At 54.2% G+C, this 23,020-nt stretch carries 20 protein-coding genes; 11 read left to right on the forward strand and 9 right to left on the reverse strand.

What is annotated here, in order from left to right; translation table 11 throughout:
- Window positions 1–44: 44 nt before the first annotated feature.
- Window positions 45–317 carry a YnjH family protein gene (locus VH187_RS14145; RefSeq protein ID WP_414713948.1) on the forward strand — a complete coding sequence of 91 codons (273 nt, stop codon included), beginning with the start codon at window positions 45–47 and terminating at the stop codon, window positions 315–317.
- Here the strand turns inward: VH187_RS14145 and VH187_RS14150 are convergent.
- Window positions 277–693 carry a pyrimidine (deoxy)nucleoside triphosphate diphosphatase gene (locus VH187_RS14150; protein WP_329702090.1) on the reverse strand — a complete coding sequence of 139 codons (417 nt, stop codon included), beginning with the start codon at window positions 691–693 and terminating at the stop codon, window positions 277–279. The two genes, VH187_RS14145 and VH187_RS14150, sit on opposite strands and share 41 nt — an antisense overlap.
- A 78-nt stretch (window positions 694–771) precedes the next feature.
- Here VH187_RS14150 and VH187_RS14155 point away from each other — a divergent pair, with 78 nt between their 5' ends.
- Window positions 772–1,338, forward strand: coding sequence for a carboxymuconolactone decarboxylase family protein (locus tag VH187_RS14155; RefSeq protein WP_329702091.1), 567 nt, complete (start codon window positions 772–774; stop codon window positions 1,336–1,338).
- Window positions 1,331–1,942 (forward strand): CDP-alcohol phosphatidyltransferase family protein, encoded by a 612-nt coding sequence (locus VH187_RS14160; protein WP_329702092.1) that lies wholly within the window; start codon window positions 1,331–1,333, stop codon window positions 1,940–1,942. Before VH187_RS14155 ends, VH187_RS14160 begins: the two co-directional genes overlap by 8 nt.
- A gap of 39 nt (window positions 1,943–1,981) precedes the next feature.
- Here VH187_RS14160 and VH187_RS14165 read toward each other — a convergent pair whose 3' ends face one another.
- The 6 genes from VH187_RS14165 to xthA form a co-directional block, all read right to left on the reverse strand.
- On the reverse strand, window positions 1,982–3,289 hold the full coding sequence (locus tag VH187_RS14165) for a rhodanese-like domain-containing protein (protein WP_329702093.1): 1,308 nt from the start codon (window positions 3,287–3,289) through the stop codon (window positions 1,982–1,984).
- 75 nt (window positions 3,290–3,364) lie between these two features.
- A complete protein-coding gene (locus VH187_RS14170; RefSeq protein WP_329702094.1) occupies window positions 3,365–3,997 on the reverse strand; it encodes an ATP-binding cassette domain-containing protein in 633 nt (210 codons plus the stop codon).
- The gene (locus tag VH187_RS14175; protein ID WP_329702095.1) at window positions 3,997–5,532 is read right to left on the reverse strand and encodes an ABC transporter permease subunit; all 1,536 of its coding nucleotides are present in this window, start codon (window positions 5,530–5,532) and stop codon (window positions 3,997–3,999) included. Before VH187_RS14175 ends, VH187_RS14170 begins: the two co-directional genes overlap by 1 nt.
- Window positions 5,505–6,668: an ABC transporter substrate-binding protein gene (locus VH187_RS14180; RefSeq protein ID WP_329702096.1), complete on the reverse strand. Its 1,164-nt coding sequence runs from the start codon at window positions 6,666–6,668 to the stop codon at window positions 5,505–5,507. The genes VH187_RS14175 and VH187_RS14180 overlap by 28 nt, the downstream gene beginning before the upstream one ends.
- Window positions 6,669–6,670: 2 nt before the next feature.
- Entirely contained in the window at window positions 6,671–7,354 is a 684-nt protein-coding gene (locus VH187_RS14185) for a TVP38/TMEM64 family protein (RefSeq protein WP_329702097.1), read from the reverse strand.
- A gap of 149 nt (window positions 7,355–7,503) precedes the next feature.
- The gene (gene xthA / locus VH187_RS14190) at window positions 7,504–8,310 is read right to left on the reverse strand and encodes an exodeoxyribonuclease III (RefSeq protein ID WP_329702098.1); all 807 of its coding nucleotides are present in this window, start codon (window positions 8,308–8,310) and stop codon (window positions 7,504–7,506) included.
- Window positions 8,311–9,352: 1,042 nt separating this feature from the next.
- On the opposite strand from xthA, the gene VH187_RS14195 reads away from it, so the two are divergent.
- Entirely contained in the window at window positions 9,353–12,544 is a 3,192-nt protein-coding gene (locus tag VH187_RS14195; RefSeq protein WP_329702099.1) for an autotransporter outer membrane beta-barrel domain-containing protein, read from the forward strand.
- Window positions 12,545–12,583: 39 nt separating this feature from the next.
- On the opposite strand, the gene VH187_RS14200 is transcribed toward VH187_RS14195, so the two are convergent.
- Entirely contained in the window at window positions 12,584–13,978 is a 1,395-nt protein-coding gene (locus VH187_RS14200; RefSeq protein ID WP_329702100.1) for a mercuric reductase, read from the reverse strand.
- A 397-nt stretch (window positions 13,979–14,375) separates the two neighbouring features.
- Here VH187_RS14200 and VH187_RS14205 point away from each other — a divergent pair, with 397 nt between their 5' ends.
- From VH187_RS14205 to ves, 7 genes are all read left to right on the forward strand, one after another.
- The gene (locus tag VH187_RS14205; RefSeq protein WP_329702101.1) at window positions 14,376–15,596 is read left to right on the forward strand and encodes an aspartate aminotransferase family protein; all 1,221 of its coding nucleotides are present in this window, start codon (window positions 14,376–14,378) and stop codon (window positions 15,594–15,596) included.
- Window positions 15,593–16,627 (forward strand): arginine N-succinyltransferase, encoded by a 1,035-nt coding sequence (gene astA, locus VH187_RS14210; RefSeq protein WP_329702102.1) that lies wholly within the window; start codon window positions 15,593–15,595, stop codon window positions 16,625–16,627. Before VH187_RS14205 ends, astA begins: the two co-directional genes overlap by 4 nt.
- A complete protein-coding gene (gene astD / locus VH187_RS14215; RefSeq protein ID WP_329702103.1) occupies window positions 16,624–18,102 on the forward strand; it encodes a succinylglutamate-semialdehyde dehydrogenase in 1,479 nt (492 codons plus the stop codon). Before astA ends, astD begins: the two co-directional genes overlap by 4 nt.
- A complete protein-coding gene (astB, locus tag VH187_RS14220; RefSeq protein WP_329702104.1) occupies window positions 18,099–19,424 on the forward strand; it encodes an N-succinylarginine dihydrolase in 1,326 nt (441 codons plus the stop codon). The genes astD and astB overlap by 4 nt, the downstream gene beginning before the upstream one ends.
- A 10-nt stretch (window positions 19,425–19,434) precedes the next feature.
- The gene (astE, locus tag VH187_RS14225) at window positions 19,435–20,394 is read left to right on the forward strand and encodes a succinylglutamate desuccinylase (RefSeq protein WP_329702105.1); all 960 of its coding nucleotides are present in this window, start codon (window positions 19,435–19,437) and stop codon (window positions 20,392–20,394) included.
- 339 nt (window positions 20,395–20,733) lie between these two features.
- The gene (gene spy, locus VH187_RS14230) at window positions 20,734–21,234 is read left to right on the forward strand and encodes an ATP-independent periplasmic protein-refolding chaperone Spy (protein WP_329702466.1); all 501 of its coding nucleotides are present in this window, start codon (window positions 20,734–20,736) and stop codon (window positions 21,232–21,234) included.
- A 300-nt stretch (window positions 21,235–21,534) separates the two neighbouring features.
- Entirely contained in the window at window positions 21,535–22,137 is a 603-nt protein-coding gene (gene ves / locus VH187_RS14235; protein WP_329702106.1) for an environmental stress-induced protein Ves, read from the forward strand.
- Here ves and cho read toward each other — a convergent pair.
- The gene (cho, locus tag VH187_RS14240) at window positions 22,093–22,965 is read right to left on the reverse strand and encodes an excinuclease Cho (RefSeq protein ID WP_329702107.1); all 873 of its coding nucleotides are present in this window, start codon (window positions 22,963–22,965) and stop codon (window positions 22,093–22,095) included. The two genes, ves and cho, sit on opposite strands and share 45 nt — an antisense overlap.
- Window positions 22,966–23,020: the final 55 nt, after the last annotated feature.

Here is a 23,020-nt window from a genome sequence, read left to right on the forward strand (position 1 = left end):
CCGGGTCGATATAGTTATCAGAGAACCTTAAAAAAGGAATAACGATGAAACGATATCTGATCGCGGGGCTGTTGCTGGCAATGGCGGGCGGAGCGCAGGCTGAGCGTTATGGATCCAGTGTCGAAGTGAACGTGCCGCCGGAAGTGTTCAGCAGCAGTGGACAACGTGCGCAGCCTTGTTCCCAATGCTGCATTTATCAGGACCAAAACTACAGCGAAGGCGCAGTGGTGAAGGCCGAAGGCATTTTGTTGCAGTGCCAGCGAGACGAAAAAACGATCAGCACAAATCCGCTGGTCTGGCGTCGCGTAAGGCAATAAACGCGTCCAACAGCGGGATGTCGGCAGGGGCGAGATCCCACTGGAATGCCTCTTCCGGTTTCACCCACACCAGCTGACTGTGTTCATGCGCGGTCAGCTCGCCTGTAAATTCAGGCACGTGCCAGGCATGCAGATGAATCAAACGCCCGGACACTTCCCGCTGATGGCTGGCGATATACGCGAGGGGCAGGGCATGAATGCCTAACTCTTCATGCAGCTCGCGGATCAACGCTTCGGATTGCGATTCTCCATTTTCTACTTTACCGCCAGGAAACTCCCACATCCCCGGCTGGTCGGCATGCGCAGGCCGCTGAGCCAGTAAAATCAGTCCATCTTTTTCGATAATGGCCGCCACCACATCAATTGTTTTCAGCATAGAGGTCAAGGTTCCTGTTCGGGGCGTGCCATACTATCTCTGCCTTTGATAAATCTAAAGTTCTGCAGGAGTTTCTGGGTGAAAAAACATCAGCCATGGGTGCCGCCACTGGGGAAAATACCGACATCGCTTGCGCCGATTGTCAAAATACAAAAGAAACACTACGGCGATGTGCTGAACCCCACGCGCTGGTGGGGGCGAATGCCGCGTCTATTCTGGCTGGTGGCATTGTTTGTTGGCTGGCTGGAGCGTAAAAAAGCGCGCCTATCGCCGGAACTGCGAGCGATACTGATGACCCGCGTTTCTCAACAATGTCACTGCGCGTTTTGTATTGATGCCAATAGTTTGCGATTGGCGCAGCGTTGTAATGCGATGGAGAAAGTCCAGGCCGTCGCACATTGGCCGTGTTCGACGCTGTTCAGTGAGGCCGAACGTGCCGCGCTTGATTATGCCGACGCGATGACTGCTACGCCGCCAATGATAACCGATCAACAAAAAGCGACGCTGAAATCGTTCTACGATGACGACGCTATCTGCGAAATGACCGCGCTGGTAGCGTTTCAGAATCTTTCGGCACGTTTTAACGCCGCACTGGATATCCCTTCGCAAGGGTTGTGTGATGTGAAGAGGAACCCCAATGCTTGACCGCCATCTCCATCCACGCATTAAGCCGTCATTAAACCGGCTGGCTCAATGGCTCGACAGACCCGGAGTTTCGCCAGATGGCGTGACGCTTGTTGGCTTTGCCATCGGCGTGCTGACATTGCCGTTTCTGGCGCTAGGCTGGTATCTCCCGGCGCTGGTGGCGATTGTGCTGAACCGTTTGCTCGACGGACTGGATGGCGCACTGGCGCGGCGGCGTGGATTGACTGATGCGGGCGGCTTTCTTGATATCGCGTTGGATTTTCTGTTTTACGCGCTGGTGCCGTTCGGCTTTATTTTTGCCGATCCGCAGGCCAATGCGTTGGCGGGGAGTTGGCTGCTGTTCGCATTTATCGGAACCGGCAGTAGTTTTCTGGCTTTTGCGGCGCTGGCGGCGAAGCACAACATCGACAATCCCGGCTACGCACATAAATCGTTTTACTATCTCGGTGGATTTACTGAAGGCACAGAAACGATCGCACTGTTCGTGCTGAGCTGCCTGTTTCCGCAGTATTTCGGGTGGATGGCGTGGATTTTCGGTGGGCTGTGTTGGTTGACGACATTGACGCGGGTGTGGAGCGGGTATCTGACGTTGAAATGTATCTGACTTTTGCCCGGCGTCGGCGTCGCCGGGCAACTCAAACAATTAAAACGATGAATCCGGGCCGCGCTCACCGTGGCTCACCGGGTTTTTCGCGTTCTGACTCCACTCGTACCAGCCGCCGTCATACACCGAAATATTTTTCCAACCCATTGCGCGGGCATACATGAAGGTTTCCGATGCGCGCCAGCCTGTGCCGCAGTAGAACGACACCTGTTGCGACGGCAAAATATGCCAGTTGGCCCACATCGCGGCGATATCATCGGCGCTGCGCATGGTACCGTCCGGGTTGTGGAAATCTTCCATGTGCGTCGAATCGCTTCCCGCGTGGCCCCAGCGCGCTCCGGCGATGTCACCTTTTGGCTTGATGTAGCTGTAGCCGCTGGTGGTGCCGATAAATTCAGGCCACGACCGGATGCTGACCAGAGACGCATCTTTGCGATGCAGCAAACCGCGTGCCTGTTGTTCATCCAGCATCAGCTGCGGCTGACCCGGGATCGTCGCGCCGAAATCGGGTGCCGGTGCCACTTTGCCTGGCGTACCCCGTTCAACGGGCAGACCCGCATCGGACCAGGTTTTCCAGCCGCCGTCGAGCAGACGCACGTCTTTCACTCCCGCATACAACAGGATTTGTGCCACGCGCGCAGCGGCGTAAACATCACGGCCATACAAAATCACAGTAGTGTCGTGACGAATGCCTTGTTTAGCGAGCAGCGCTTTCAGTTTGTCGTCGGAGACCTTGTTCCACAACGGCTCACTTTCGATGTCATTGGTGTCGATATAACCGGCTGCGGGGATATGACTCAGCAGGAATAATTTTGGCGCGCCCCAGGCGGCTTCAATCACTTTCCAGTCGCCTTGTGGCGCGGCAGTGACCGCTTTACCTTGCTGTAAATCATGTAGCCACTGCGGATAAACCAGTTGCTCAAAATGCGGCAGCTTTTGCAGACGATCGGGTTGCTGGAGGGCGTCACTTAGCAAGCTGATGTGCGTGATGCCTGATTTTTTCAGACGTTCAGCCACTGCCGCGTTATCTTTCTCTGCGCCATACAGCGCTACAGGCGTGGAGGGCATGAGCTGATGCTGCTTCATCCAGTCGGCAAACTGCGCGTCGTTCATCGCCGAAAGCCAGCTAGCAGAAAGGTTCAGCGCAGCGGGTTCATGACCTTCTGGCCCATTCAGCGCCTGCGGCCAGCCGTTGTAAAACGCGCTCAGGCGCGTATCAATGGCGACGCCTTTCTGTGCCTGCAATTGGCTAAAACTGAGAGAAGAAAGCATCTCAGCGGCGAAAGACACGGAGGAAGACAGCCCGATCAGCAGGGCCAGCGCGGTCAGTTGAGAAACACGTTTCATCGAATTGCCCGTCAGAAGAAAATTGAAGCGCCATTCTGAACTCCCGTTTTAGGAAAAACCTTGCGCTGGCGCAGTTTAGCCCCAGCTTTCAAGCCGCAGGCAGCGCCCATTGTGAGGAATATCTTCCACGTCATGCGTCACCAGAATCACCGGAATGTTGCGCTGTTTTACTTCTGCGAACACCCACGCGCGAAAACTGTCGCGTAGCGCGGCATCCAGCCCGCTAAACGGTTCGTCGAGCAGTAGGGCTTCTGGCTGTGCCAGCAGTGCACGCAGCAGGGCCACGCGCGCCCGTTGGCCGCCAGAAAGTGTCGCAGGATCACGTGCGTAAAACCCACTCAGTCCTGCGTTATCAAGTGCCGCTTCTGCTGTCTCTCGTCGCTTACAGCGCGCCACGGTGGCCGGGATTGCCAGCAACAGATTTTGTCCAACGCTAAAGTGATCAAACAACAGTGCATCCTGAAACAGAATTCCGATGCGCCGAGCTTCTGTCGGCAATTCATCACAGCGCTGGCCATTCAGCCATAATTCGCCGTTCGCCTGAAATGGACTGTCCAGCGCCCCGGCCAGCCATGCTAATAGCGTAGACTTTCCGCTACCCGAAGCGCCCATAAGCGTCAGAATTTCACCCTTAACAACATGAAAACTGACATCGCTGAGCAATGGCTCTGTGTGACAGTGTAACGTAAGTGCATTCACTTTGAGCATTAACGAAGTCCTTGCCTTAGATGACCAGTCAGCCTTAGCAGCAGGGCGATGAGCAGGAAAAAAATGCCGGGCAACAGCAATTGCCACAACGCCTGAGTGGCGAGCAGAGAGATATTGCCGCCGCTACTGAGCGCTACGGCATCGGTGGTCAGCGTGGTGACGCGTCCGGCTCCGAGCCATAGCGTTGGTAAATATTGCGCAATGCTGACCGAAAAACCCACCGCCAGTGACGCCAGTACGGGGCGAAGTAACAACGGGCATTTTACCTGCCAGAAGCAGCGCCAGCGTCCCCAGCCAAGCGTGCGGGCGATAACCAGCAGGCGTGAGTCGATCCGTCGCCAGGCGGGTAACAGAATAAACAGCATCCATGGCACTACCCACAGTAAATGGCCCCAGAGTACCGTCAGCCATTCCCCGTCCTGCCAGCTGTACAGCGCCAGTTGATATTGTCCGGCGACAAGCGGCAGAGCGGGCAGAATTAGCGGCAGCCAAATCCACGCGGTGAAACGCTGCGGGCCATATTCCAGCCACAGCAGACACAGCAAGGCGCTGATGAAGGTTGAACCGAGCGCCAGCCACACACTGTTGCTGATGCTTTCTGTGTTAGCGGATTGCGCGTCAGCCAGCAGCGCCAGCGTTGCCACACATAACAAACCGCAACAGGGCAGCAACCACGCAAGAACATGGCCCGGCAGGCTGAACGACTGCGGATGACGAACACCCTGAAAATCAGGCACTCGGGCACGAAATACGCACCAGACGAGTTGGGCCACGAACATCAACGCAGCCAGCAGCAATAAAAGCAGCAGGCACGCTAGCGAACCCTGAGCCTGTTGCAGCGTGTCGCCCTGCGAAAGCCATCGCCACGCCAGCACCGCCAGCGTCGGTGGATTTCCGGGGCCGAGGATCAGCGCCACATCGACCGCTGATAACGTCCACGCCGTCGTCGCCAGCAACACGATACGCAACTGCGGCAACAGTCGGGGAAGGACAATCCACGCCAGACACTGCCAGCGCCCGTAGCCCTGACTGCGCAGCGTCAGGCTTTGCTCCGCCAGCCGTTTTTCGCCGAGCAGCGCGAAAATCGCCCACAGTAAAAAGACGCTTTCTTTGACCGCCAGCGTCAGCCCAAGCCCGATGCCGTAGCGGTCGATAAACGGGGTAAGTTGCGGGAAGCATTGAAACAGCCAGCCTCCCTCGGCAAATAACAGTAATGCCGCCGTAGCGAAGGCCACATGCGGCAGTGCGAGCAGCAAAGGAAGGCGAGCGGAGAGCCACTGCCAGTGACGAGAAGGCCAGAGCGCGGCGACAACGGTTAAAGCGATAATCAACGCGCCAACAAGAGCGACCAGCGTCGAGATGAGCGTCGCCAGTGCCGCTTGCGGTAATTGCGGATCGCGAAAAAGCGCCAGCCAGTTAGCCGGGCTGAATGCGGGGGAGAAAAGCTGAACGGCGGCGGGCAGCAGGGGCAGATAAATCAGACCCATCGCCGCCCACAACAGCGCAATTAATGCGTGCCGTAACGGCGTAGCCATTCTTGCTCCAGCGCGTTAACCCAGGCGGCGTGCGGTTCAGCCAGTACAGGCGGTGTTTTTATCGGTTGCGCAGCAGACCAGGGTTCGGGAAGTTTGCTCAAATCCAACACAGTCGGATCGCCCCAGATGGCGGGATCGGCCTTACGTTGCTGAGCCGCAGGGGAAAGCAGGAAATTCGCCACAATTTGCGCGCCCGCCACTGAACGGGCGTTAGCCGGAATCGTCACAAAATGGACGTTCCCTAACATGCCCCGGCTGAAACCAAAGCTGTAGCTGTCTTTCGGCAGTTCGCCGCTGTTCACTTTCTGACTGGCATGCATCGGGTTGAATGTCAGCGACAGGCGCAATGTGCCACTGGCAAACATCGCGTCCATCCGTGCCGGAGAGACCGGGAAATCGCTGCCTTTGCGCCAGAGCTGCGGATGCAATTTATCGAGATAGGCCCACAAAGGTGCAGTTACAGCAGAAAAAGAACTGTTATCCGGCGGTTGTTTTAGCGCGTCAGGCTGGTCGGTGAGACTCAATAACAACTGTTCAAGAAACGCAGTCGCAGTGAAGTCAGGTGGGCGTGGATACGTCACCGTTCCCGGGTGCGCGGTGGCAAAGTCGAGCAGCGCCTGTGGGGATAAAGGCGGCTGTGGCGTTTGCTCCCGACGCGCGATGAACGTCAACTGGGCGCTGCCCCACGGTGATTCAGCTCCTTGCGTAGGAACCGAAAAATCTTCCAGCACCGGCTTTTGCTGATCAACATAACGCCAGTTCGGCAATGTCTGTGCCCAGTCGGTTTTCAGCAAATTAGCCTCTTTAAGGGTGCGGAAATTTTCGCCGTTGACCCACAATAAATCCACCGAACCGCCCTTGGTTCGCCCAGCCGTAGACTCGGTTTGAATGCGTTTTACCGCGTCGGCGGCATCCGCGAGATGCACGATTTTAAGCGTTACGCCGTATTCGCGTTTCACTTCACCGCTAACCCAGTCGAGATAGCTATTAACTGCCTGGTCGCCGCCCCAGGCGTTGAACCACACGGTTTGCCCGCGAGCCTCCTGTTCTGTTTGCTGCCAGGACGTTGTACAGAGCGCAAGTGGGCTGGCGGTAAACAGCGTTATCCATAGCAAACTGCGGGAAAGCATGCGCATTTTCAGGGCCTCTTTTGGCGTTCAAGATAGATTTTTTTAGCCATCACAATGAAGATAGCCAGGGCAAAGACAATCAGCAGTCCGGTCACCAGCCAGTATGTACCGCCCACCAGCAAACTGCCGACGCAGGAATAAAGGATTGTGGCGGGTAATTGCCCCAGGCCGGTGGCGAAAAAGAACTGACGAAAACGCATCGAGGTCAGTCCTGCGGCGTAGCTAATCGGGTCAAATGGCACAAAGGGTAGCAGACGACAAATTAAAATGGTGTGCTTACCGTAGCGCGCAAAAAAGCCGTCCATGCTTTCAAGCACCGTTTTGCCCGTCAGCTTTTCCACGGCTCCACGCCCCAGAATTCGTGCGATGTAAAAACAGAGCGCCGCGCCTACCATCGAACTGGTCCACGACAAGACGCCGCCCCAGAATGCGCCAAACAGCGAGGCGTTGGCGAAGGTAATCAAAAAAGCGGGGAGCGGGGCGACAATCGCTTGCAGGATCATCAGAAAGAATGAGACAGCGGCGGCTTGCGGCCCCCATGACTGAATGAACCGTTGGATCGCAGATTGATCGAGCGTAGTGAATGCCGCGAGACTGGCGTCGAAAAACGTTTTCACAGCCGGCAGCAGCAAATAAGCGGCAAGCAGCGCACAGGCCGTTATCAAAAGCAGCGGGAGTTTCAGCGCTTGCACGGTCAGAACTTCTTTGGCATCCAGGCTCTCCGTGTCGGCGGGGATTTGAGGAGGCGCATTTTACCCTGCGTCAGCCGGGCCACGTCTTTGATATTACGCAAGTAAAGCGGAAAACGCCCGACGCTTGCGGACAGCGTCAGGCGGGGAGATTATTTTTTGAACGTTGCCCAGATTGGCGCATGGTCTGACGGTTTTTCCATGCTGCGAATGTCGTAATCGATCCCGGTTTCGACGCAGTGCGGTGCCAGACCCTCGCTTGCCAGCAGCAGGTCGATACGCAAACCACGGTTGTCATCGAAGCCTTTCGAGCGGTAATCGAACCACGAAAAGCGATCCTGCGTTTCCGGGTTAGCGTGACGGAACGTATCCACCAGTCCCCAGCCCATCAGGCGGTCCATCCACTCGCGTTCTTCCGGTAGGAACGAGCATTTCCCGGTACGCAGCCAGCGTTTGCGGCTGTCTTCGCCAATGCCGATATCCAGATCCGTCGCGCTGATGTTCATGTCACCCATGATCAGCACCGGGTTCTCTTTTTTCAGTTCGCTGGTCAGGTAATTTTGCAGGTTCTGGTAGAACAGCTCTTTGGCCGGGAATTTGGTCGGATGGTCACGGCTTTCGCCCTGCGGGAAGTAGCCGTTAATCACCGTCAAATTGCCGAACGCAGAAGGAATTTCTGCCATGATGATACGGCGCTGGGCCTCTTCGTCATCGCCTGGAAAACCACGGCGCACGGAAATTGGCGTCTCTTTGGTCAACAGTGCCACGCCGTAGTGGCCTTTCTGACCATGATAAAACACGTTGTAACCCAGCTTCGCGACATCTTCCAGCGGGAACATGTCGTCGTGAACCTTGGTTTCCTGCAAACCAATCACGTCAGGCTGATGCTTTTCGACGATGGCTTCCAGTTGATGTGGGCGGGCGCGCAGGCCGTTGATATTAAAAGAAACAAATTTCATAGTCGCTGCCACTGTGTCAGATGAATGATGCACGGATGTTAGCAGAATTTAGAGCGGATGACTTCTGCGGATTCGTGCGTTGTGCACGCCGTGTGGAATCAGGAACGGTCTTGCACCCAAGATCTATTTAAATAACAGTCGAAGCGTAGTCCTCTTATTAATAGATTACTTAACTAATGCCCTTATTCAGTGATTAAGAGAATAATTATTAATACGTGATGTATTATGCCTGATATTGCCGGTCAATAAATATTGGTCTACATATTTGTTTGTATTTCTATTTTGGGTTGCTGAAGTTATACCAGATAACACACTTCGGTATTTCCTGCGTTAATCATATAGAGATGTCGATGAATAATATATGGAGGTGTAATATATGGATTGTAAACGTACGATTGTTGCGAATGTCATATTGTCAACGCTTGTGGGTGGGAGTGCGTGGGCGGACAGCACTCACCACATTTCAGACGGGGAACATATCTGGGATAGCGGATTGACAATTAATGGCGCTTCTGGCGACGGTATTCGCGGGGACGGACATTTTCATGCGGAGATATCGGTAAATGGTGATATCGATTCCAGCGCGAACCACAGCGGAATTTTTATTTCGGGTAACGCATCCGTCAGTTTCACTAGCACCGATCCAACAAAATCATTCACCGTTACCGGAAATCGCTGGGAAGGCATTCTCTCAGAGTCGAATGCCATGTTGAATATCGATGGTATGACAGTTAAGTCAAATAATAATGGCAGTAAAGACAATGGCGATGGTAATGGTCTGCGAGCCAATTCAGGTGGGAAAGTAAATATTACTAACACAGCCCATGCTGAGTTTAATAAAAACAAAGAAAAGGGGATCTTTGCCTACAGTAAAAACAGTGATGAGATAAGCAGTATCAGCATATCAGGAAGAGAGGGTGGAGGATCCACATTGCATGTGAATGGAAATGGCGAAGTTGGAATACAGTCTGAAGATAACGCTCTCATCAACATATCAAATATGTCTATGGAGGTTAATGAGAATGTTCAGGCAGGGATCAGAGTGCAAAGCCAGGGGCAGGTAGCCATTAGCGGGAGCAGCGGTCAGCAGCTTACCGTGACAGGTAATGGTTTAGAAGATGACAGTAGTGGTAGCGGTATCCTCGTTAAAGATTATTCCCTATTGAACGTGGAGGGAATGAATATTGTTGCCAGTAAAAATGGCCCCTACGGTATTCGCGCGACTGACGGTGGCGTGATCAATATTACCGGTAAGGAAAGTAATACGCTGACCGTCTCTGAAAATAACAGCGCTGATAAGAACAGAGGCGATGGTCTCTCAGCTGATTCTGTCGGCAAAACGGGTCACCGTTCCGAGATTAACATCCAGGGGATGGACATTCACGTCAAAGACCAGGCTTATCAGGGTATTGCGGCGCGTAATGGTGGCTTAGTGCAAATCATTGGCAGCGATGAGGCTAACCAGTTAGATGTGTATAACACCAGAATGAAAGACATTCAGGGTGACGGTAATGATGCCGGAAAAGGTATTCACGCCAGGGATTCTGACAGTGAAACCGGGAAGCAATCGATTATTGCCATCAAGGATATGAATATCATCTCCAATAGTAACGAACGTGAGGGCGTTGTTGCGGCGATGAGTGGCATTATTTCCATTGAGAGCACGTCCGGAAATAACACCTTAGTCGCTAATGAGAATAAGCAATTCCACTCAGCGACGCTTGAGCAATGGGCTTATGGTTCAGGATTACTGGCACACGGTACTTCGGATGGTTCCCCGGACGAGCAAGCGGCAATTATTATTAAAAACATGCATGTAGAAGCCAATAACAATGGGTTATATGGCTTATACGCTCGTGACGGCGGGATAATCAGTATTACCGGCGATGGAAGCCAAAAATTAACTCTTACAGGCAATAAATCAACCGAGTCAGCGTCATGGGCTGCTGGTATTGCGGTGGATGGTTTGCATGAAAATGGCACCTCCAAAGACCCTGCGACAATCTTCATCAAAGATATGGACGTGACCGTCAGTGACAACGGTCGTTATGGCATTGACGTTGCTAATGGCGGGCAAATGGCAGTCAGCAGCACCACGGGCAACACCCTGACAATTTCGGGTAATCAAACGGGGAGCGCCGAAAAGAAAGAGGGGATCGGCATTCATGTCGCGGGGGTGTTTGATACGACGCAGTCCCGGCTGGATATCTTTGATATGGATGTTCTGATCGATGGTAGCCCGGATGCGGGCATTAAGGTGAGTGACGGCGCGCTGGTCAATATCGTCAGTTCAAAGGGAAACCACACGCTGAAAGCCAACAGCAACGACAATCACGGCACCCAATATAACGAAGGCGCCGGTCTGTTCGCTTTTGATTCGAATGGCGATGAAAATTCAGCGGCTATGCTGAATATCGCCGGGATGAATGTTGAGGCCAACAATAACGGCTCCTACGGTGTGTTATCGGAAGGCGGCCAAATCCATATTCAGGGCAATGGTTCGCACACGCTCAATGTCGATGGGAATGGGCGCTACGGCGTGCTCGCAAAAGACGGTGGAAGCATTGAGATTGCAGGCATGAAAGTCTCCGGCAATTCACTCGATCATACGCTGGTCGGTATTGAACGGGAAGGGCATATCTCATTTACCCATAGCATTTTAACCACTGACAACGATAATTTGTTTTACGCGTGGAGCGACAGCGACACCCAGACCAGCCGAATCACGTTAGAGGAATCCGTCGCCATTGGTAATGGATCGAAACTTGCGTGGTTTGACGCCCATAATGGCGTGCTTACAGCCACCCATTCCTGGTTAGAAAACGCGATTGGTACGAGTGCGCAAGCTGGCGTGGCCTCCACTGTGGCGTTGAAAAACTCCACCTGGCTGATGCGCGACAGCAGTAACATCACGCATCTGAGTATGGATAACGCTCTGACGGACATGCGTAATAAAGAGGGCTATAACACCCTAACGGTGAACAGCCTGACGTCAGATAACTCGACTTATCTTCTCAATACGTATTTTGATTCACCCGGGCTTACGACGGACAAAATCATCGTCGATGGCGGGGCGAGTAAGGGTGAAAATAACGTGCTGAAAGTGTATTCAACGGGTTATGCCACTGACACCCGAGAAATTAACGGCTACGGTATTCAGGTGGTTAATCTGGATAACGCCACCGATAAATCTGTCGACTTTTCGTTATACGGCGGTGTGGTAGACAGCGGTGCCTGGAACTATCACCTTTACCGCGCCGTGGACGATAACTACTACCTGCAAACGGACTACACTCCGACCACAACAGCTAAAGTCATCACCAATATTCCGGCCGTTCAGCTGTCGATCATCAAATCAGGACTGAACGAATTCCGCCATCGCATCACGGAATTACGCGAACAAGACATTTTCCAGCCAAATGAAGTCTGGGTGCGTTCCTGGGGTAAACATTTGAAAATCGATGACACTATCGATTCGAAAATGAATCTCTATGGCATTGAGCTGGGATATGACAAAGAGATCTACGAGAACGAAGAGAACAAATATTATGCCGGTATTATGGTGGGCTACATGTACGCCGATAATATCAAGCACCACAATGCCGGTTACCCCGATGGTAGCGCGAGCGCCAACACGCCTGGCGTCGGGTTATACGGCGTGTGGGATAACAGCGACGGCTGGTATTCCTACGGTACGTTGCGTTATTTCTGGTCGAAAATGAAAGCCCAGAACTACACCTCTGCCGGGGAGAAAATCACCTTTAATCCAGACCGAAATTACTTTGCCGCGACCGTTGAACTGGGGAAACAGTTTGAGGAGATTATCGATGAAAAAAGTAAATGGATTTTTGAGCCAAAAGCCGAACTGGGTTACGCCTATTCGGCGAGTAAAAGCTTTAAAACCAACATGAACGCCGACGTTCGTTACGGTAAAAGTGACAGCTTCACTACCCGGGCCGCATTATTGCTGGGATACAACAGTGAAGCAGAATCGGGTTCCATTTATGAACCGTTTGTTGAAGTCGGTGTGAACCAGGAATGGTTGGGGAAAACCGATGTCACCTATGCCGGGGGCCGTTTTAAGAGCGACCAGCAAGGGGCTGGGTTCGATTTGTCGGTGGGACTACGTGCAAGAACCAATGAAAACTGGAGCTTTATCGGCAATCTTGGCTATGAAAAGGGCGAAGTGACGCAAGGCTTCGGCGCGCAGTTAGGCGTCAGGTATAGCTGGTAAACCCTGTTAGCCCCGGTCTGTTGGCCGGGGCTGATAACCCTACAATTTCCGTAACCGTCCTAACACCGTTGGCAAAAACTCTGCCACCGTAGGGTGCACGGGCAAAGCCTGCATCATTAGCCGATAACTGGCTCCCGTCGCCATATAGTTGGAAATGACCGACACGATTTCATCCCCACCGATCCCGAGAAACGCCGCGCCAAGAAAGCGTTCGCTTTGGGCATCGACAATCAGGCGAATCATGCCATACGTTTCACTCTCTTCCTTTGCGCGGCTGACGTCTGCCATGTTAATTTCGGCCACCAGAATCTGCTGCCCTTGTGCGACAAGTTCGCGCGCTTGTGTGAGCGTAATGCCTACGCGGCCCAGCGGCGGATCGGTAAACATCGCGTAGCTCAGCACTCGCTTATCGGCGTCGTGCCATTGCCCATCTGGCTGCTGACCGTCGATTTCCGCCAGTACGATTTGATAGTCATGAAAGCTGGTGTGCGTAAATGCGCCGCGCCCGTTGATATCGCCCAACGCTTTAATGCCCGCCACGTTGCTATTGAAATGTGCATCGGTACGCACAAATCCTCGTTTGTCGGTTTCGACGCCGATGGCAGCAAGATTGAGTCGTTCGGAATTAGGCTGGCGACCGGTGGCAAATAGAATGTGGCTGCCGCTTAACGCAGTGCCGTCTGCTAACTGCGCAGTCAGGCCATCGGCATTGGGCGCAAGGCTGCTGACGCTATTATTGAGATAGAACTTGATGCCTTCGGCACGCATAAATTCGGCGATCTGCTCACTAATATCCTCGTCTTCACGTTCGGCAATTCGGCCCGCGCGGTGAATAATCGACACCTCAGCGCCAAGACGACGGAATATTTGTCCCAGCTCCAGGCCAATATAGCTGGCACCGACAATAATCAGGTGCGCAGGGCATTCGGTGAGCGCCAGCAAACTGGCGTTATCGAGATACGGCACGCTGTCGATGCCGGGCAAATCGGGAATAAAGGCGCGAGTCCCGGTATTGAGATACACCTGCGCAGCAGAAAGCGTTTCGCCGTTAACCTCAAGCAGAAAATTGTCGCCATCACGCCCCTGAAAACACGCCCAGCCGTGGATCGTTTCCACATTATCCGTCGCCTCAAGCCAACCGACTAAGCCGTTGCGGGACGTTTCTACACGCTGGCGCATCCGTAACATTGCAGCAGGAAAATCGACGCTGACCGGCCCGGTGATAACGCCAAATTCAGCGGCTCGTCGTGCCATATGCGCCACTCGCGCCGACTTCCGCAGTGTCTTGGTTGGCGTACAACCGAAATTGACACAGGTGCCGCCAAAAAGATTGCCTTCAATCAATGCCACACGTTGTCCACGCGCTGCCAGTTCCACTGCCAAAGAAGGTGCTGCCTGACCCGCACCAATCAGCACTGCATCAAAATGCCGCATTGTGTTTCCCCATAAAGCCTGCCCGTTAAATGAACAAATTGAGCGTAGCGCAGGGGGAGAGTGGCGACAAATATTGCCCGTTCAGTGTGCATTACGCCCCGTTTTGGGGCGCAGAATGACAACAAATGTCGCAGCCTTCACACTTCATGAATTAAGTTTTATTAATGCATAACATTGCTGTTATTAGCGCTGCTAATGGCGTTAACAGATTATTTATTCACTTTATATGCAATTAATGTGAATAGCGATAGGTTGTAACTCATTGATATTTAGTTGGCTCCTTCCGTTTATGCAGTTTTGTCGCTGGCTGGCACGATGCGTGCAATATACATTTACAGCACAAATACTCATATTTATTAACATCACAATAACGGAATGTTTACCGGAAGAGGTTGCTATGACTCACTCAGTTACGCGCGGAAATTTTGACGATTGGATGATGCCGGTTTACGCCCCGGCGCCTTTTATTCCGGTACGTGGAGAAGGCTCTCGCCTGTGGGATCAACAGGGCAAAGAGTACATTGATTTTGCAGGCGGAATTGCAGTGAACGCGCTGGGTCATGCGCATCCGGCGATGATCCGTGCGCTGACCGAACAGGCAGGCAAGTTCTGGCACACCGGTAATGGCTACACGAATGAACCGGTTTTGAAACTGGCGAAACAGCTGATTGACTCCACCTTTGCCGACAAAGTGTTCTTCTGTAACTCCGGTGCGGAAGCCAACGAAGCGGCGCTGAAACTGGCGCGTAAATACGCCCACGACAAATTTGGTCCGCAGAAAAGCGGCATCGTGGCATTCAAAAATGCCTTCCACGGACGCACGCTGTTTACCGTCAGCGCAGGCGGTCAGCCTTCCTATTCACAGGATTTTGCGCCGCTTCCGCCGCAAATTCAGCACGCCATTTATAACGATATTGATTCGGCTCGTGCCCTGATCAATGACGACACCTGTGCGGTAATTGTCGAACCTATCCAGGGCGAGGGCGGCGTAGTACCTGCGACACCTGCTTTCCTGAAAGAGTTGCGCGAACTCTGCGATCGCCATAACGCCTTGCTGATTTTTGATGAAGTGCAAACGGGCGTTGGTCGTACCGGTGAGCTGTATGCCTATATGCATTACGGCGTGACGCCAGATGCACTGTCGACGGCGAAAGCGCTTGGCGGTGGTTTCCCGATTGGTGCCTTGCTGACCCGGGACGAATTCGCCAGCGTGATGGTTGTCGGTACGCATGGCACCACCTACGGTGGCAACCCATTGGCCTGTGCGGTTGCCGGGGAAGTGCTGTCTATCCTCAACACCAAAGAAGTGCTGAATGGCGTGAAGCAGCGCAATCAGTGGTTCTCCGAGCGCCTGACTGCTATTAATGCCAAATTCGGCCTGTTCGACGAAGTTCGCGGCATGGGTTTGCTGATTGGCTGCATACTGAAAAAAGAGTACGCCGGGAAAGCCAAACAAATCAGCCAGCTCGCTGCGGAAAACGGTTTGATGGTGCTGATTGCCGGGGCTAATGTGGTGCGTTTCGCGCCTGCGCTGATCATCAGCGAAGAAGAGGTGAAGTCGGGCCTCGACCGCTTTGAGAAGACCTGCGAACGCTTTGTCTCTGAGGTGTCATCATGATGGTGATCCGTCCGGTCAGGCATGAGGATCTGCCTGGCCTGCTGGCTCTCGCAGGGAAAACCGGCGGCGGTTTAACGTCGCTTCCCGCCGACGAAACGACACTGTCGGCACGCATTGAGCGTTCCATCAACACCTGGAACGGAACACTGGAAAAAGGTGAGCAGGGTTATGTGTTCGTGCTGGAAGACAGTGCGACGGGCAGCGTGGCGGGGATTTGCGCCATCGAAGTGGCTGTTGGCCTGCATGAGCCGTGGTACAACTATCGCGTCGGCACGCTGGTTCACGCCTCGAAAGAGCTGAATGTTTATAACGCGCTGCCGACACTGTTCCTCACCCACGATCACACCGGTAGCAGTGAACTCTGCACGCTGTTCCTCGACCCGGATTGGCGCAAAGAGGGCAACGGCTATCTGTTGTCAAAATCCCGCTTCCTGTTTATGGCGGCGTTTCGTGACCACTTTAACGAAAAAGTGGTGGCCGAAATGCGTGGCGTGATTGACGAGCACGGTTACTCCCCGTTCTGGGAAAGTCTGGGCCAGCGCTTCTTCTCAATGCCATTCGCTCGTGCGGATTATCTGTGCGGCACCGGGCAAAAAGCGTTTATCGCCGAACTGATGCCAAAACACCCGATCTACACCGATTTCCTTTCCCCGGAAGCGCGTCGCGTCATTGGCGAAGTACATCCACAAACCGCGCCTGCGCGTGCGGTGCTGGAAAAAGAAGGGTTCCGCTACCGTAACTACGTCGATATTTTCGACGGCGGCCCCACGCTGGAATGTGACATCGACCGCGTGCGCGCGATCCGTAAAAGCCGTCTGGTGGAAGTGGGTGAAGGCCAGCCCGCGCCGGGCGAACTTCCAACTTGTCTGGTGGCTAACGAGCAATATGAACACTACCGTGCGATGCTGGTGCAGGCCGACCCGCACACCGACAAACTGTTGCTGAGCGCAAAACAGCTTGATGCCCTGAAATGCCACGCGGGCGACCGTGTACGGCTGGTTCGTCTTTGCCCTGAGGAGAAAAAAGCATGAGTTTATGGATCAACGGTGACTGGGTCACCGGGCGCGCAGAGGCACGCAGCAAAACCAATCCCGTCACTCACGAAGCCGTGTGGCAAGGCAATGATGCCGACGCCGAACAGGTGGCGGAAGCGGTAAAAGCCGCTCGCGGCGCTTTCCCTGGCTGGGCGACACAGCCGTTTAGCGTGCGTCAGCAGATTGCAGAAAAATTTGCCGCGTTACTGGAAACGAATAAAGAAGCGCTGACCGAAGTCATCGCTCGTGAAACCGGCAAACCGCGCTGGGAAGCGGCGACCGAAATTGGCGCGATGATCAACAAGATTGCGATTTCGGTGAAAGGCTATCACAGCCGTACCGGCGAGCAGGAAACACCGATGCCAGACGGCACGGCAACGCTGCGTCACCGTCCACACGGCGTGCTGGCGGTGTTTGGCCCTTACAATTTCCCCGGCCATTTGCCGAACGGGCATATCGTGCCTGCGTTGCTGGCGGGCAACACCGTTGTGTTTAAGCCAAGCGAATTAACGCCGATGAGTGGCGAAGCGGTGGTAAAACTGTGGGAACAGGCCGGTTTACCCGCGGGCGTGTTGAACCTGATTCAGGGCGGCCGTGCGACAGGCGAGGCGTTAAGTTCTCAGGCTGATTTGGACGGCCTGCTGTTCACCGGCAGCTCCAACACTGGTTTTACGCTGCATCGCCAACTGGCAGGTCAGCCGCAAAAAATTCTAGCGCTGGAAATGGGCGGCAATAACCCGCTAATTATCGATGAACCGCAGGATCTCGATGCGGCTGTTCACGTGGCAGTACAGTCAGCGTTTATCACCGCCGGGCAGCGCTGCACCTGCGCGCGTCGTCTGCTGGTGAAGCGCGGCGAAGCGGGGGATGCTTTCCTCAAACGGCTGGTGGATGTCACGCGGCGCATTATTCCGGGCAGTTGGAACGCTGAGCCGCAACCGTTTATTGGCGGTCTGATCACCGAACAGGCGGCGCAAAACGTGCGCACAGCCTGGCTGCAACATGTTGCCAATGGCGGCGTGACCTTACTTGAACCTCGTCTGCTGGAGCCGGGAACGTCACTGGTAACACCGGGCATTATCGACATGACCCATGTGCAGAATGTGGTAGATGAAGAAGTGTTTGGCCCGCTGCTTTGCGTATGGCGTTATGACGATTTCGATGAAGCGATTGCGCTGGCGAATAACACGCGCTATGGCTTGTCCTGTGGTCTGGTCTCTGCCGAGCGCGACAAATTCGACCAGCTATTGCTGGAAGCGCGCGCCGGGATCGTCAACTGGAATAAACCGTTGACCGGGGCGGCGAGTACCGCGCCGTTTGGCGGCGTGGGTGCATCGGGCAATCATCGTGCTGGTGCCTGGTATGCGGCAGATTACTGCGCGTGGCCGATGGCAAGCCTGGAGTCTCCGGCGCTGTCGCTGCCGGGCACGCTCAATCCGGGTCTCGATTTCTCCTCTGAGGTGACATCATGAAAGCCTGGGAAGTGAATTTTGATGGGCTGCCGGGTTTGACGCATCACTACGCCGGGCTGTCGTTTGGCAATGAGGCATCGACGAAGCACCGTTTCCGCACCTCGAACCCTCAACTGGCGGCGAAACAGGGCCTGCTGAAAATGAAAGCGCTGGCGGATCTCGGTTTTAAACAAGCCGTGTTGCCGCCGCAGGAACGCCCAAATGTGCCGCTGTTACGCCAGTTAGGTTTCACCGGCAGCGATGAACAAATTGTCGAGAAAGCGGCGACACAGGCTCCGCAACTGCTTTCGGCTGTTAGCTCGGCTTCATCAATGTGGGTGGCGAATGCAGCGACGGTATGTCCGTCAGCCGATGCGCTGGATGGCAAAGTGCATCTGACGGTGGCGAACCTAAACAACAAATTCCATCGCGCCAGCGAAGCACCGACCACCGAAGCGGTGCTGCGCGCGATTTTCAATAATGAGCAGGCGTTTGCGGTCCACGGCGCGCTGCCGCAGGTGGCGATGTTTGGCGATGAAGGGGCTGCGAATCACAACCGTCTTGGCGGCGATTATCATCAGCCCGGCGTGCAGCTGTTTGTCTACGGGCGCGAAGAGGGCGGACATCAGCAGCCGCAGCGTTACCCGGCGCGTCAGACACTGGAAGCCAGTCAAGCTGTGGCACGGCTGAACCAGGTTAACCCGCAGCAGATTATTTTCGCTCAGCAGAACCCGGCAGTTATCGATCAGGGTGTGTTCCATAATGATGTGATTGCGGTCAGCAACCGACAGGTGCTTTTCTGCCATGATCAGGCGTTCCTCAATCAGCCACAGTTATTGGCGCAACTGCGCGAACGGGTGCCACACTTCACGCCGGTTGAAGTGCCGACGTCACGCGTTTCGGTAAATGATGCGGTATCAACGTACCTGTTCAATAGCCAACTGCTGAGCAAACCGGATGGCAGCATGATGCTGGTATTGCCGAAAGAATCTCAGGAGCATACGGGCGTGTGGTCGTATCTGAACGATGTGCTTGCGCAGGATAACCCGATCAACGAGCTGAAAGTGTTCGACTTGCGTGAAAGCATGGCAAACGGCGGCGGCCCGGCCTGTTTACGTCTGCGCGTGGTACTGAATGAAGCAGAAATTCAGGCGGTAAACCCGGCGGTGCTGATGAACGACACGCTGTTCGATACCCTGAATACCTGGGTTGATCGCTACTATCGCGATCGTCTGACCCAGGCAGATTTAGCCGACCCGCAGTTATTGCGCGAAGGGCGCGAGGCACTGGATCAGCTGACGCGGATCCTCGGTCTGGGTTCGGTCTATCCGTTCCAGCAATAAAGGAGGCAGCATGCAGGACTTTCTGGCTCTGACGCTTGCGGGCGATAAACCGAACCAGACGCGCGGCGAAACGGCACAGTTTCACTGGCAATGGCATGACAACGGCATTCTGGAACTCACGCCGTTTGCGCCTTGTTCGCAGGCGCTGGTGCTGTCGGCGGGTATTCACGGCAATGAAACGGCCCCGGTTGAAATGCTGGATGCGTTATTACGCGGCCTGATGAGTGGCGAATTATCGCTGAGTTGGCGATTGCTGGTGGTGCTGGGCAATCCTCCGGCGCTAACGGAAAACAAACGTTATCTGCACAGCGACATGAACCGGATGTTCGGCGGTCGCTGGCATGAGTTTGTACCGTCGCTGGAAACAGCCCGTGCTGCGAGGCTTGAACATGCGCTGTCGCAGTTTTGGCAACCGCTGGATTCCCTGCGCTGGCATCTTGATATGCATACCGCCATTCGCGGCTCGCATCACGTGCGCTTCGGCGTACTGCCGCTGCGCAAAGAACCCTGGGAAGAGGCATTTTTGCATTGGCTGGGGGCGGCGGGGCTGGAAGCGCTGGTGTTTCATCAGAGTGCTGGCGGCACATTTACCCATTACAGCTGCGAACGGTTTAGCGCACTGTCCTGCACGCTGGAATTGGGTAAAGCGCTGCCATTTGGGCATAACGACTTAAGTCAGTTTGCCGTCACACAGAAAGCGCTGGCGCAGCTGCTTGGCGGGGAAGTAGCGTCTGCGCCGCTGCCGCTGAAATACCGCGTTGCGCAGCAAATCACCCGTCATGACGACCGCTTCCGGTTGCATATGTCCAATGAAACCCTGAACTTCACGCCTTTCAGTGAAGGGACGCTGCTTGCTGAAGAGGGAGAAGCACGGTGGGTGGCGAAGCAGCAAACGGAATATGTGTTGTTCCCTAATCCGAATGTGGCTCCAGGGCTGCGGGCAGGGTTGATGCTGGTGCGAGACGAATAAATTCTCAACACGGCGATGTGAATTTCCTCATCGCCAATTTTTTATTTTTCAGATCAACCATACCCTTCCTCCAGAATTGCGGAGTATTCTTATTAAGTGCTTTTTAATTAGACAGGCTTGCGCTACACTTCTTCATAATCTCTTCCAGAACAGCCAGTTATCTATTTCTCCTTGCAACTCTCCACACTTTTTCCTTATTTCCTCCACAATTGGCGAGAAAGTCGTTTTTATACTTTCACTGTTTTACGTTTGCTCTGAATCATTGACGTTTAACCCCGTAAAGTTAATCACGTCAACACGGCAACACGCCGTAAAAAATAAACTGAAAGTAAGGTATATATTATGAAAAAGATGACATCTTCCCTGATTATCGCTTCTGTTCTGGCTCTGGGCGCCGCTAACCTGGCACATGCTGTTGAAACCACCACCGCAGGCACCACGGGCACCGCTGACAACACGGCGATGATGCACCATAAAGGCAAGCCGGGTATGCATCATGACATGATGTTCAAAGGCCTGAACCTGACCGATGCGCAGAAACAGCAGATCCGCACCATCATGAAAGAGCAGCACAGCAAAATGCAGCGTCCATCCCTCGACGAACGTCGTGCGATGCATAACCTGATTGCCAGCGATTCCTTCGATAAAGCAAAAGCCGAAGAGATGGTGACCAAAATGGAAGCGCAGCACAAAGACATGGCCGTTTCCCGTATGGAAACCCAGAACAAGATCTACAACATCCTGACGCCGGAACAGAAAAAGCAATTTAATGCCAATTTTGAGAAGCGTCTGACAGAACGTCACGCGCTGGAAGGTAAAATGCCTTCTACTGCTGAGTAATTCAGCCGCACTGACTTAAAGACCGCCGGTCTTGCCCACATCAGCGAAAAGCCGTGGGCAGGCCCGGCGGTTTTTCTTTGCCTGCCTCTTGCCAGTTGCCGCATTCCCGGTATTCTCCTTAGCAACCACTTGTAGACTCTTTTCTCACGGATATCATGCCGTTACCGACTATTTGCGCCAATAAATGCAGAAAGCTGCTAAGGCTCTGCGTGCCTCGTGCCGATAATCCGTCTGTGGTGAATAACTGATAATAAACATGGCTGCCACCGATGCAGCCTGAGTGGTTCTTCAGGAGTGATGATGGAATATTTCGATATCCGCAAGATGCCGGTTAGTCTGTGGAAAAATGGCGCAGGCGAAACTCGCGAGCTTTGCTGTTTTCCGCCTGCAACCCGCGATTTTAACTGGCGTGCCAGCATTGCGTCGATTGCGGGCAACGGCGAGTTTTCTGCATTCCCCGGCGTCGATCGTGTTATCACGCTGCTGGAAGGGGGCGAAGTGACGCTCGACGGCGGTACGGCTTTCCATCACACGCTAAAGCGTTTTCAGCCGTTCGGTTTTGCTGGAGAGCAAACGGTGCGGGCGCAGCTTTCAGAAGGGCAAATGTCAATGGATCTCAACATCATGACCCGGCGCGAACGCTGCCAGGCGAAAGTGCGAGTTGCCGACCGGACGTTTACGACTTTCGGCGCACGGGGCGGGATGGTGCTGGTGTTGAGTGGGGCGTGGCAATTGGGTGACAAACTGTTGACGGCAGATCAGGGCGCATACTGGCAGGATGAACATCACACCCTTCGCCTGCTGAAAGATGAAGGTAAAATCCTCTACAGCGAAATCAGTTGGAACCCGGCATGGCCGCTAGATGCAGTCAGCCAGGTCGATAATCTCAGCCTTGCCGGATAACAACGGCTTGCACAGAATTTTGTAGCCGTCGTGGTCGAACCCCGCGGGTAAGCGACGCAGTTCCTCGGCGGCATTCAGACTCGTGACCGATCCCAGCCATAGCCAGTTATGGATGATATGGTATTCGGTCATGTCATTTGCGCGCTCTTGCAGGGCGATTGCGCCTTGCCAGGGCCAGCAGGTCAGTTGCAATTTTGCGAGTGCCGATAGCAGTCGCTGGTGATGGGCTTCCAGGCTTTCCTTACCGCAGCACGCCCCGGCGCAGCGTTTCAGCGCTGAGCGAAAACAGCCACGTCCACGCGTGACGCTCTCCAGACCCAACAATCCATAACAAAGCTGATGTTCATCGGCGATGGTTTGCAACGCCTGAAGCGCCGCGCGGCGGTTGGCAAACAGGCCAAACAATCCGGGCTGATGGGCAAAATCAATCTCTTTGGCGTACACCACCTGTGGCTGCGTCTCTTTCAGCAGCAGCGAGCAAAGTTGACGATTCCGTCGCAGACGTTTATTAAACAGCGGCTGTCGCTCTTTGATGAGTTTCGCTTCCAGTAACAGCGCGCCGATCTCTCCGGCAGTGCGAACCCAACTGATTCGCCGCGACTGGCGCAGCATAGCGGCTTCGTCTGGCGTGCGCAGATGCGACAAAATGCGGCTGCGCAGATTGATGCTTTTACCGATGTACAACGGCAAGGTTTCGCTTTCGCCATGAAAGGTATACACGCCGGGCAGGGAAGGCAGCGCTTCCAGCGAGGGACGCAGATGTTCGGGATATTCGTAGATTGCCGCCGCTTCAAATTCAAGACGCGGGGCGGATTGACGCCGGGCCACATTCACTCCTGATGCTGTTTATCCGTACAGTGTAGCGGCGCGGCGAGAGAATTGC

This window comes from Scandinavium sp. (assembly GCF_036271055.1).
GTDB lineage: Bacteria > Pseudomonadota > Gammaproteobacteria > Enterobacterales > Enterobacteriaceae > Scandinavium.

Bases quoted from the DNA above. Each gene is read 5' to 3' on its own strand.
- VH187_RS14165 (WP_329702093.1), bottom strand. From the start codon at position 3,289: ATGAAACGTGTTTCTCAACTGACCGCGCTGGCCCTGCTGATCGGGCTG.
- VH187_RS14150 (WP_329702090.1), bottom strand. From the start codon at position 693: ATGCTGAAAACAATTGATGTGGTGGCGGCCATTATCGAAAAAGATGGA.
- astB (WP_329702104.1), top strand. From the start codon at position 18,099: ATGAAAGCCTGGGAAGTGAATTTTGATGGGCTGCCGGGTTTGACGCAT.
- ves (WP_329702106.1), top strand. From the start codon at position 21,535: ATGGAATATTTCGATATCCGCAAGATGCCGGTTAGTCTGTGGAAAAAT.
- VH187_RS14200 (WP_329702100.1), bottom strand. From the start codon at position 13,978: ATGCGGCATTTTGATGCAGTGCTGATTGGTGCGGGTCAGGCAGCACCT.
- astA (WP_329702102.1), top strand. From the start codon at position 15,593: ATGATGGTGATCCGTCCGGTCAGGCATGAGGATCTGCCTGGCCTGCTG.
- VH187_RS14170 (WP_329702094.1), bottom strand. From the start codon at position 3,997: ATGCTCAAAGTGAATGCACTTACGTTACACTGTCACACAGAGCCATTG.
- xthA (WP_329702098.1), bottom strand. From the start codon at position 8,310: ATGAAATTTGTTTCTTTTAATATCAACGGCCTGCGCGCCCGCCCACAT.
- VH187_RS14145 (WP_414713948.1), top strand. From the start codon at position 45: ATGAAACGATATCTGATCGCGGGGCTGTTGCTGGCAATGGCGGGCGGA.
- VH187_RS14160 (WP_329702092.1), top strand. From the start codon at position 1,331: ATGCTTGACCGCCATCTCCATCCACGCATTAAGCCGTCATTAAACCGG.
- astD (WP_329702103.1), top strand. From the start codon at position 16,624: ATGAGTTTATGGATCAACGGTGACTGGGTCACCGGGCGCGCAGAGGCA.
- astE (WP_329702105.1), top strand. From the start codon at position 19,435: ATGCAGGACTTTCTGGCTCTGACGCTTGCGGGCGATAAACCGAACCAG.
- VH187_RS14180 (WP_329702096.1), bottom strand. From the start codon at position 6,668: ATGCGCATGCTTTCCCGCAGTTTGCTATGGATAACGCTGTTTACCGCC.
- VH187_RS14175 (WP_329702095.1), bottom strand. From the start codon at position 5,532: ATGGCTACGCCGTTACGGCACGCATTAATTGCGCTGTTGTGGGCGGCG.
- VH187_RS14205 (WP_329702101.1), top strand. From the start codon at position 14,376: ATGACTCACTCAGTTACGCGCGGAAATTTTGACGATTGGATGATGCCG.